Source organism: Streptomyces tricolor, from assembly GCF_002155905.1.
Lineage (GTDB): Bacteria > Actinomycetota > Actinomycetes > Streptomycetales > Streptomycetaceae > Streptomyces > Streptomyces tricolor.
Genome location: NZ_MUMF01000896.1, coordinates 1 through 1595 on the forward strand (window position 1 = coordinate 1; position 1595 = coordinate 1595).

Annotated in this window: 2 protein-coding genes and 1 tRNA gene; 1 reads left to right on the forward strand and 2 read right to left on the reverse strand. The window is 69.3% G+C overall.

The window, feature by feature from the left end; translation table 11 throughout:
• Window positions 1–91: 91 nt before the first annotated feature.
• Together CCN44_RS41255 and CCN44_RS41260 are read right to left on the reverse strand one after the other, a co-directional pair.
• Window positions 92–163, reverse strand: a tRNA-Val gene (locus tag CCN44_RS41255).
• A gap of 85 nt (window positions 164–248) precedes the next feature.
• The gene (locus CCN44_RS41260) at window positions 249–713 is read right to left on the reverse strand and encodes a TIGR02611 family protein (protein ID WP_059248281.1); all 465 of its coding nucleotides are present in this window, start codon (window positions 711–713) and stop codon (window positions 249–251) included.
• A 191-nt stretch (window positions 714–904) separates the two neighbouring features.
• Here CCN44_RS41260 and CCN44_RS41265 point away from each other — a divergent pair, with 191 nt between their 5' ends.
• Window positions 905–1318, forward strand: a complete 414-nt coding sequence (locus CCN44_RS41265) for an SsgA family sporulation/cell division regulator (RefSeq protein WP_004002642.1) — start codon at window positions 905–907, stop codon at window positions 1316–1318.
• Window positions 1319–1595 lie beyond the last annotated feature (277 nt).

The window sequence follows — 1595 nt, forward strand, 5'->3', positions numbered from 1 at the left end:
AGCAGCCGAGGGGGTGGCCGGAGCAGCCGGCCGAAGCGCGCGCATACGCCGACGGCCCACCTGCTGGTCGCAGATGGGCCGTCGGTCCGGGTGGGCGATACTGGGTTCGAACCAGTGACCTCTTCGGTGTGAACGAAGCGCTCTCCCACTGAGCTAATCGCCCGGGCGCAGGAAGAACATTACCCCATGTCAGAGGGTGCTTTCGACCAGGGGCCGGGCGGCAGGCGCCGCCGGCCCCCGGAGCCGCGTCACTGGTCCTTGATCTTCCACGGCATGACGAGGCCGAACTTCCACAGGTAGATGCCGACGAGCACGCCGATGATCACCAGTCCGATCACGGTCAGGGTGATGTTGCGGCGGCGCACCTTGGGGTCGAGGGCCCGCTGGGCCGCCTCGGTGACCTTGCGCTTGGTCCAGCGGAGCACGAGCTGGGCCCAGACGAACTCGGTCGCCCAGATCGCCATGCCGCCGAAGATCACCACCCAGCCGGGACCGGGCAGTGGCAGCATGATGATGCCCGCGACGACCACCGCGAGGCCGACCACGAAGACCCCGACCTGCCAACTCAGATGCAGGACCCGGCGCGCCCTGATGAACTCCGGTGCCCGGGAACCGAGCCCCCGATCGGTCTCCTGCCCGGCCTCGGGCCGGTCCGTCCTCGCCTTGTCTGCCACCACGGCGACCTCGCCCGGCTCGTCACTCCCCGTATTCATACCCACAAACCCTACCCGAGTGAATCCAGTCACCGGAATGGTCGTAGATCCGGTACGAGTTCTCGGCCGTAAGAGTTACGTAAACACACACAAAACCCTCAGAGGGGTTTACAACGGCACCGTAGGTGGCATGTCGATTTCGCCGACGTGCGAATCCCCGAGCGCACACTGAGCGAAAGGCCCTGGCGCTTATGAACACCACGGTCAGCTGCGAGCTGCACCTGCGCCTCGTTGTGTCGAGCGAGTCCTCCCTGCCTGTCCCCGCAGGCCTGCGGTACGACACGGCCGACCCCTACGCCGTGCACGCCACCTTCCACACCGGAGCCGAGGAGACCGTCGAGTGGGTGTTCGCCCGCGACCTCCTCGCCGAGGGGCTTCACCGGCCCACCGGCACCGGCGACGTCCGCGTCTGGCCATCCCGCAGTCATGGTCAGGGCGTCGTGTGCATCGCCCTCAGTTCCCCGGAGGGGGAGGCGCTGCTCGAGGCCCCGGCGCGGGCCCTGGAGTCCTTCCTGAAGCGAACCGACGCCGCCGTGCCGCCCGGCACGGAACACCGGCACTTCGACCTGGATCAGGAGCTCTCGCACATCCTGGCGGAGAGCTAGGTCGCGGCCCCTCGAAGCAGCCCGGCGCCGTCCACTCGGGGAGACGGCTCGGGCCAAGACAACTGCCTACGGCACAGGCCGGCGTCGTCACCGTGCGTGGTCACGGAGGCGGCGCCGGCTTGCGTCGGGCGACTACGGAGCGTGATCATTCGACCGTTCGACGCGCTGCCCGGTCGCCGCCCGACGTGAGAGGCGAGCGCGGGCAGCGGGCCGCGGCTCGTGGGTGACCGGACCGCGGGCGGGCGCGGGGTGGGAGCCGGCCGGTGAGAGGCGGTCG

Excerpts from the sequence above, each read along its gene's own strand:
- CCN44_RS41260 (WP_059248281.1), bottom strand. The coding sequence starts at position 713 with ATGAATACGGGGAGTGACGAGCCGGGCGAGGTCGCCGTGGTGGCAGAC.
- CCN44_RS41265 (WP_004002642.1), top strand. The coding sequence starts at position 905 with ATGAACACCACGGTCAGCTGCGAGCTGCACCTGCGCCTCGTTGTGTCG.